Source organism: Streptomyces sp. NPDC028305 (assembly GCF_055569495.1).
This window is the reverse complement of sequence record NZ_JBVHTN010000017.1, coordinates 21813-30953: the sequence shown is the minus strand read 5'-3', so window position 1 is coordinate 30953 and position 9141 is coordinate 21813. Positions and strand designations below refer to the sequence as shown.

Genomic DNA, 9141 nt, shown 5'->3' with positions numbered 1-9141 from the left:
CCACCTGCGACACCACCAACCCAACCCAACTCACCAACCTCCTCAACACCATCCCCCCAACCCACCCCCTCACCACCCTCATCCACACCGCAGGAACCAACCTCAAATCGTCCATCGCCGATTCGAGTGCGGCGGATCTCGCCGAAACGGCGGGGGCGAAGGCGACCGGAGCGGCCCTTCTGCACGAGCTGTTGCGCGAGCACGACACGATCGAACACTTTGTTCTGTTCTCCTCCATCGCCGGAACCTGGGGCAGCGCGCACCAGGCCGGGTACGCCGCCGCCAACGCCTACCTCGATGCCCTGGCCCAGCACCGCCGCGACCAGGGACTCCCCGCCACCAGCATCGCCTGGGGGCCCTGGGACGGTCCGGGAATGGCGGCGCACGAGGACACACGCGCCCACTTGCGCCGTCGCGGTCTCCGGGCCCTGTCTCCTGATCGCGCCATCGCCACCCTCGATCGCATCCTCGGCCACGACCCCGACACCACCACCGTCGTCGCTGACGTCGACTGGGAGGACTTCGCCACTACCTTCACCGCTCGGCGGCCGGCTCCGCTCATCGACGAGATCGCCGAGGCCCGCCAGGCGCTTCGCGGCGAAACCGCGGCGCCCTCCGCCGACTCTCTTCGCGAGCGGCTTGCCCAGCGTTCGCCCAAGGAGCAGCAGCAGGCACTTCTCGAGATCGTCCGCACACACGTGGCTTCCGTTCTCGGCCATTCCAGCCCCGAATCCATCGACGCTCAGCAGGCCTTCAGCGCGCTGGGGTTCGACTCTCTCACCGCTGTCGAGTTCCGAAACCGCGTCGCGGCCGCCACCGGACTGGCGCTGCCCACCACCCTTGTCTTCGACCATCCGAGCCCCACGGAATGCGCCGCGCATCTGCGAGCGGCGCTGCTGGGCCGGGGCGACGACGAGCTGCGCGAGGCTGTGCCGGGCGGGCCGACGAAGCGCGCCGGAGCAACACCCCTGGACGAGCCGCTCGCGATCGTCGGGATGGCCTGCCGTTACCCGGGCGAGGTGCGGTCGGCTGAGGATCTGTGGCGGCTGGTCGCCTCGGGCGCTGATGCCATCACCGGGTTCCCGACGGACCGCGGCTGGGACCTGGAGCGGATCTATCACCCGGACCCCGACCACGAGGGCACCTGCTGTACCCGGCACGGCGGATTCCTTTATGACGCCGGAGATTTCGACCCGGCGTTCTTCGGCATCAGCCCACGTGAGGCCCTCGCCATGGACCCGCAGCAACGACTGCTGCTGGAAGCCTCATGGGAAGCGTTCGAACACGCGGGCATCACGCCGGGGACCCTGCGGGGCAGCCAGACCGGAGTCTTCGTCGGAATCAATGTGCAGGACTACGCGGCTCATGTGCGGCAGGTGCCACAGGCCGTGGCCGGCTATGCCCTGACCGGCAGCTCGGGGAGCGTCGCCTCCGGCCGTATCGCTTACACCTTCGGCCTCGAGGGCCCGACGGTCTCGGTGGACACGGCCTGCTCATCCTCCTTGGTCGCGCTGCACATGGCCGGTCAGGCGCTGCGCACGTCAGAGTGCTCGCTCGCGCTCGTCGGCGGAGTGATGGTGATGTCCACGCCGGAGACCTTCGTCGAGTTCTCCCGCCAGCGGGGACTGTCCCCGGACGGACGGTGCAAGGCGTTCTCGGCCACCGCTGACGGCACCGGCTGGGCGGAAGGCGTCGGGATGCTCGTCGTGGAGCGGCTGTCCGACGCACGGCGCAACGGCCACCGCGTTCTCGCCGTGGTGCGCGGCAGCGCGATCAATCAGGACGGTGCCAGCAACGGCCTCACCGCCCCCAACGGCCCGGCACAACAGCGCGTCATCCGACAGGCCCTGGCCGGCGCGGGGCTGTCGCCTTCCGATGTCGACGCTGTGGAAGGGCATGGCACCGGTACCGTCCTCGGCGACCCCGTCGAGGCCCAGGCGCTGCTGGCTGCCTACGGGCAAGACCGGCCCGAGAACCGACCCCTGTGGCTTGGGTCGGTGAAGTCGAACATCGGACACGCCCAGGCGGCGGCCGGCGTGGGCGGGGTGATCAAGATGGTGATGGCCCTCCAGCACGAGACCCTGCCCCGTACGTTGCACATCGAAGAGCCGTCATCGCATGTGGACTGGTCCTCGGGGGCAGTACGGCTGCTGACAGACGCCGTGCCATGGCCACGCAACGGGCGTCCACGGCGCGCCGGTGTCTCCTCCTTCGGTGTCAGCGGCACCAACGCCCACGTCATTCTGGAAGAAGCACCCGCCGCAGAGCCCGACGGTACGGAAGAGACAGAGCCGTCTTCCGCGCCTGCCGTGGAGGCGTCCGGCCTCCCCTTGCCCTGGCCGCTGTCCGGGAAGTCGGCCGACGCCCTCCGAGCCCAGGCGCGCCGACTGCGGGAGTTCGTGTCCGTGGCCCCCGGCGCCGATTCCGGATCGAGGCTCGCGGACATCGGGTACACGCTGGCCACGCATCGGTCGGCCTTCGAGCATCGCGCGGTGGTCATTGGCTCCGACCGTGCGGAGTTTGTGCGCGGTCTGGACGCGCTCGCGTCCGGCCAACCGGATGCCGGGGTGCAGGAGGGGGTTTCGGCGCCCGGTGGGGCGCGGGGTGGCGTGGTGTTTGTGTTTCCGGGTCAGGGTGGTCAGTGGGCCGGGATGGGACTGCGCCTGCTGGAAACCTCACCCGTCTTCGCCCAGTCCATCAACGACTGCGAACAGGCCCTCGCCCCCCACACCGACTGGACCCTCACCGACATCCTCCACCGCCCCGACACCGACCCCGCCTGGCAACGCGCCGACATCATCCAGCCCCTCCTCTTCTCGGTCATGGTCTCCCTGGCCGCCCTCTGGCGCTCCCACGGACTCCACCCCGACGCCGTCACCGGCCACTCCCAGGGCGAAATCGCCGCAGCCCACGTCAGCGGCGCCCTCACCCTCCCCGACGCCGCCAAAATCATCACCCTCCGCAGCAAAGCCCTCCACACCCTCCACGGACACGGCGGCATGGCCGCGGTTCCTCTGCCCGAACAGGACGTCACCGAACTGATCCACCAGCGCTGGCCGGGCCAGCTGTGGGTGGCAGGCGTCAACAGCCCCCAGTCCACCGTCATCTCCGGCGACGCCGACGCCCTCACCCAGGCCGTCGAACACCTCAATGCCCGCGACGTACGCGCCAAGCGCATCCCCGTCGACTACGCCTCCCACTGCCCCCACGTCGAAACCATCGAAGACGAGCTCCTACGGCTCCTCGACGGCATCACACCCCAGCCCGCCACCATCCCCTTCCACTCCACCGTCGACGGAGAATGGAAGGACACCACCGGACTCGACGCCCACTACTGGTACCGCAACCTCCGCCAACCCGTCCGCTTCGCCCACGCCATCCACACCCTCACCCAGGAAGAACACCACACCTTCATCGAAATCAGCCCCCACCCCACCCTCACCCCCGCCATCCAGGACACCACCGACACCACCGACATCCCCGTCACCGTCATCAGCACCCTCCGCCGCAACCACGACGACCACCACCAACACCTCCACTCCCTCGCCCACGCCCACACCACCGGCCACCCCATCACCTGGCAACCCACCCACCAACACCACAACCACATCAACCTCCCCACCTACCCCTTCCAACACCAGCGCTACTGGCTCAACACCCCCACCCAGACAGGAGACGTCACCGCCGTCGGGCTGAGCGAGGCCGGGCACCCACTGCTCGGCGCCGCGCTTCCGCTCGCGGGCGGTGAAGGACATCTCTTCACCGGCCGGCTCTCATTGCGCACACACCCCTGGCTGGCCGACCACGCCTTCGCAGGCGTCGCGCTTCTGCCCGGTACCGCGCTTCTGGACATCGCCCTCCAAGCGGGGGAGCGCGTCGGGTGTCGGCATGTCGAGGAACTCACGCTGCATGCGCCCCTTCTCCTCCCCCAACGTGGCGGAGTCGCTCTCCAGATCAGCGTCGGGGCGCCGGACACCGACGGGCGACGGGAGTTCACCGCCTATTCACGGAGCGAGGACGACGTCTCGGGTACGGAGAACACGGACGGCCCGGAGGGTTCGGGCCGGCAATGGACGCGGCATGCCACGGGCACGCTGAGCAGCGGCCCCGCCTCCCCCACCGCCCCCTCCGCGGCGGCGGCCGAACTGATGGCTGACGTATGGTCCCCGGCCGGCGCCGATGCCCTGGACCTCGACGGGCTGTACGAGCGGCTGGCCGGGGCGGAGTTGGCCTATGGGCCCGCGTTTCAGGGACTGCGCACCGCCTGGCGCCGTGGCTCGGACATCTTCGCCGAGGTGCGGCTGCCCGAGCCGCAGGCCCGTGACGCCGACCGGTTCGGCGTCCATCCGGCCCTCCTGGACGCGGCGCTGCACACCCTCGGCCTCGATCCGGCTCACCACGGGGCAGGGAGCGACGGCGCGGACGAGGACACCGACGTCGCACCGGACGGGCGGCCGTCGGCTTGGCTGCCGTTCGCCTGGCGCGGAGTCACGCTGCATCGTACGGGCGGTGAGGTGTTGCGGGTGCGGCTCTCGCCGCGGCCCGGACGTGGAGTGGTGGCCATTGAGGCGGCCGACGAGTCGGGGCGGCCGGTGGCTTCGATCGACGCACTCGTGCTGCGGCCGGTGTCCGCGGGTGAAGTGCGGACTGCCGGCTCGGAGCATCACGAGTCGCTGTTCGGCATGGAATGGCCCACCGTGGCGCTGCCCTCGGCAGACCCCTCTGCCTCCGGCCCGTCACTCTCCGGTCCCTCGTCCTTCGCGGTCGTCGGCGCCGATTCGTGCGGGCTCGCATGTCGGCGCCATGAGGACTGGACCGCGCTGCTGAGCGCCGTGGAGGTCGACGGCGCTCCTGAGGTGGTCGTCGTCTCTTGTGGAGGTGAGGGCGTGGGCGTGCACACCGCCGCGTATCGCGCCCTGCACCTGCTCCAGTCCTGGCTCGGCGAGCAGCGGCTCGCGGACAGCCGACTGGTCGTGCTGACGCGAGGGGCGGTCGCCACCCGCCGGGAGGACGACGTCTCGGATCTGCCCGGCGCGGCGGTTTGGGGGCTGGTCCGCTCGGCGCAGTCCGAGAACCCGGACCGGATCACCCTGGTGGACTGGGATGGACACGGCTCCTTGGCCCAGGTGCTGCCCGTGGCGCTGGCCGTCGGGGAGCCACAGCTGGCCATTCGCGATGGAGAGGTGTGCGTACCGCGGTTGGTGCGGGTGCCACGGCAGGAGCGGGCCGGGTCGGTCGAGGGATCCGCCGACGGATCGACTGACAGGTCGGGGGACGCGTCGGCTGACGGATCGCCGTTGGCGCTTGATCCGGCCGGGACCGTGCTGATCACGGGCGGCACCGGAGTGCTGGGCGGGCTCGTCGCCCGACACCTCGTCGTGGCACACGGGGTACGGCAGTTGCTGCTGGTGGGCCGACGTGGCGTGCAGGCCGAGGGTGTGGGGGACCTGGCGGCCGAGCTCGAGGCGCTCGGCGCGATGGTGACCGTCGCCGCCTGCGACGCCGCCGACCGCGAGGCGCTGGCCACCCTGCTGAGCCGTGTCCCCGAGCGGCATCCACTGACCGCCGTGGTCCATGCCGCTGGGGTGCTCGACGACGGCACGATCCCCACGCTGACGCCGGAGCGGATCGACACCGTCTTCCGTGCCAAGGTGGCTCCGGCGCTGCTTCTGCACGAGCTCACCCGCGACGCGGACCTGGCGGCCTTTGTGATGTTCTCGTCCGCCGCCTCCGTGCTCGGTTCGCCGGGCCAGGGCAACTACGCGGCGGCCAACGCCGTGCTGGACGCGTTGGCGCGGCACCGCCGGGCCAACGGGCGGCCCGCGACATCCCTGGCCTGGGGCCTATGGGCGCAGGGCAGCGGGATGACACGTCATCTGGACGGCAGCGACCACGCCCGGATCGGCCGTGGTGGGATGGCGCCGCTGGACACTGAGGAGGCCCTCGCCCTCTTCGACGCGTCGTCGGCCGCCGGGGAGCCGTTCCTCGTCCCGGCCCGGCTCGAGATCGGCGCGCTGCGCACGCGGGCGGCCACCGCCGGGGTGCCGGCGCTGCTGCGCGGGCTCGTCCCGATGTCCGCGCGCCCGGGGGCGGCCGAGCGGGGCGAAGGCGCGCCGGACTCGGGTGTGTCGCTCCGTGACCGCCTCGCCCGACGCGGGGGCAAGGAGCAGCAGGGCATCCTCACTCGTCTCGTACGGTCGCAGGCCGCCGCGGTGCTCGGGCACGCGGGGATCGAGGAGGTGGCGGAGCGACGTGCCTTCCGGGAGCTGGGTTTCGACTCGCTGACCGCCGTGGAGTTGCGCAACCGGCTCACGGCCGCCACCGGCCTGCGGTTGCCGGCGACGCTCGCGTTCGACTTTCCGACCCCGGCCGCGCTCGCGGAGCATGTGCGCTCTCTGCTGCTGCCGGCGAACGGGAACGGGGTCTCGGCGGCTGAGGCCGGGGGCCTCCGCGAGGAGGAAGTGCGGGCCGCGGTGGCGTCCATCCCGCTCGACAGGCTTCAGGAAGCCGGTCTGCTGACCGCGCTGCTGGAGCTCGCCGAGGTCTCCGGTGGCGTCGAAGGTGTCGGGGCCGGCGCCATCCCCGCGGCCCGTTCCGCGGACGGCGGCTCGCGTTCGATCGACGAGATGGACCTCGACAGTCTCATCGGCCTGGCCCATGGCGACCAGCCCTCCTCGGACTCGTAGTCTCGTAGTAAGGAGCGACAGATGACCGATCTCGTCGACGAAGACCGGCCGGAGGCCGTCGATCAGGCGGATAACGTGCGCGGCCTGAGGGTGTTCACTCTCCCTGTGGTGCTGTGGGCGTGTGTCGGCGCCCTGGTGCTGGGCCTTCAGGTGCATGTGTTCGCCTCGTGGCTCGCCGACGGCGGCTACCGCATCGAGAAGGCGCCCCCGGCCGCGGGCGGTGGTGACATGGAGCGGATCGCCGATGTGCTGATCCCGCTGCTGTCCGTGGCGGGCGCGGTGGCCCTCGCGGTGTATCTGTACCGGAAGTGTCGGGCCAGTCGACGGCTGACGTTCGACGCCCTGCTCTTCATCGGGCTGCTGCTGGCGAGTTGGCAGAGCCCCTTGATGAACTGGATCCATCCGGTGCTCGCGTCGAACATCAACGTGTTCGGAGCGGTCGCCTCGTGGGGGCCGTATGTGCCCGGTTGGCAGGGGGCGGGGGCCCACCAGGAGGCTGAACTGCCGCTGGCGACGCTGAGCATCTGCATGACGGCCATGATGGTCGCCGTGGCCTGCGGCAAGGGCATGGGGCTGGCCGCCGCCCGGTGGCCGCGGCTGGGGCGGATCCGGCTGATCGCGCTCGGCTTCCTGCTCGTTGTGCTCTTCGACGTCGTCGAGCCGCTGGTTTCCTTCTCGGGCGTCTCCGTGTGGGCGCGTTCGGTGCCCGAGCTGACCGTCTGGGGTGGGCACTGGTATCAGTTCCCGCTGTACCAGATGGTGGCTTCGGCGTTCTTCGGCGCCGCGTTGGGGGCTGTGCGCCACTTCCGCAACGAACGGGGCGAGACGTGTCTGGAGTCCGGGGCGGCCCTCCTCTCGGAGGGCCTGAGGCCTTGGGTCCGGCTGCTGGCGGTGGTGGGCGGGGCGAATGTCAGCATCGCCCTCTACACCGGCACACACATCCTGTTCTCGCTGCTGGACGGCGCTCCCCCGGACCAACTTCCCGACTTCTTCCGTCCGCCGGCAGGCTACTGAGCCGGGACTGGTGAGCCAGGACTAGTGAGCCGGGGCTACTGAGCCGGTCGGCGCCGAGCGGCCCGCCTGATCCACGTTCCGGTTCCTGGGCTCCGCGATCATGCGGAGTTTTCCGGGGATCACATGGGTGGACTGGTGGACCGCTCGGACGCTCCGTCCGGGCACCGGACGCAGCCGCCACCGGGAGGCGATGACGGCGACGGCCACGGCGGCCTCGGTCTCGGTGAAGGCGTCGCCGATGCACTTGTAGACACCCCCCGCGAAGGGGACCCAGGCCCCCTTCTTGACCCGCCCCGCGTTCCGCTCGGGGTCCCAGCGGTCGGGGTCGAATCGCTGCGGCTCCGGGTACCAGCGGGGGTCGTTCTGGAGGGCGTAGGCGCTGTACATGACCTCCGAGGCGGCGGGGAGCTCGTGTCCGCCGAGGCGCACCGGCTGCCGCGTACGTCGCGCGCCGACCCATCCCGGATACTTGCGCAGCGCTTCCTTGACCAGCCTCTGGGTGAAGGGCAGCCGGTTGAGGTCCCGGTGGCCGGGTGGCCTGCCGTCGAGGGCCGTGTCGATTTCGTCGTGCAGCCGTCGCTCGAGGTCGGGGTTCTGGCCGAGCTCGTGGAAGATCCACGATGTGATGGCGGCCGGCCCGCCGATTCCTGTGATGGCGAGCCCCATGATCTCGTCACGGATCTCTTCGTCGGTCAGGCCGATGCCTTCGGCGTCCGTCGTCCGCAGCAGCGTCGAGAGCATATCGCCGTGGTCCCGCCCTTCGGCGCGGTAGGTGGCGATGGTCTCCTCGATGATGGCTCGCGCCGGGGGAAGTTGGCGGTTTCCGGGGGTCGGCAGCCGTCGGTAGATTCCCGGCAGGATCGCGCTCATCCTGGCCACCTGAAGAATGGCGTTCCCCACCTTCCGCAGCTCCGCCTCGGCGTGCGCGGCGCGTTCGGAGAAGAACAGCGACTTGGCGATCGCGGCGGTGGCCAGGTCGGTCATGACGGGCAGCACATCCACCACGTCGTGCGCGGACCAGGATTCGGCGGTCTCCGTCGCGGCGGCGGACATCGCGGCGACGTAGCTGCCGAGCCGCTGCCGGTGGAAACACGGCTGCATCATGCGGCGCTGGCGCCGGTGCGGCTCGCCGGTCGTCGCGACCAGGATCGGTCCGATGAAGGACAGCGCCTTGGCGTGGCCGATGCCCCGTGTGTACGCGTGCGCATCGGTCACCAGCAGGGTCCGCACCAGGTCCGGGTGGGTGGCCACATAGACGGGCTTGTGGCCGAGCCGGATACGGACCAGGTCTCCGTGGTCGGCCAGGGAGGTCAGGAAGTCGAGCGGCCGCCGGGCCAGCCGCGGCAGATGGCCCGCCACCGGCCATGAGCCCGGCACATCGGGGACGGGGAGAGTGGCAGGCATCGCGGGACTCCTATCAGGATCTGTCGCTACCAGAGGA

3 protein-coding genes are annotated in these 9141 nt (G+C 70.7%); 2 read left to right on the top strand and 1 reads right to left on the bottom strand.

The annotated features are described in order from the left end of the window. Together ACZ4WQ_RS46770 and ACZ4WQ_RS46765 are read left to right on the top strand one after the other, a co-directional pair. The coding region (locus tag ACZ4WQ_RS46770; protein ID WP_468022899.1) for an SDR family NAD(P)-dependent oxidoreductase at positions 1 to 6686 on the top strand (6686 nt) is incomplete at its 5' end. A 21-nt stretch (positions 6687 to 6707) separates the two neighbouring features. Then, positions 6708 to 7700 carry a spirocyclase AveC family protein gene (locus ACZ4WQ_RS46765; protein WP_385350916.1) on the top strand — a complete coding sequence of 331 codons (993 nt, stop codon included), beginning with the start codon at positions 6708 to 6710 and terminating at the stop codon, positions 7698 to 7700. A 21-nt stretch (positions 7701 to 7721) separates the two neighbouring features. Here the strand turns inward: ACZ4WQ_RS46765 and ACZ4WQ_RS46760 are convergent, their stop codons facing one another. Continuing rightward, the gene (locus tag ACZ4WQ_RS46760; protein ID WP_311730783.1) at positions 7722 to 9104 is read right to left on the bottom strand and encodes a cytochrome P450; all 1383 of its coding nucleotides are present in this window, start codon (positions 9102 to 9104) and stop codon (positions 7722 to 7724) included. Positions 9105 to 9141 lie beyond the last annotated feature (37 nt).

Excerpts from the sequence above, each read along its gene's own strand:
- ACZ4WQ_RS46765 (WP_385350916.1), top strand. The coding sequence starts at position 6,708 with ATGACCGATCTCGTCGACGAAGACCGGCCGGAGGCCGTCGATCAGGCG.
- ACZ4WQ_RS46760 (WP_311730783.1), bottom strand. The coding sequence starts at position 9,104 with ATGCCTGCCACTCTCCCCGTCCCCGATGTGCCGGGCTCATGGCCGGTG.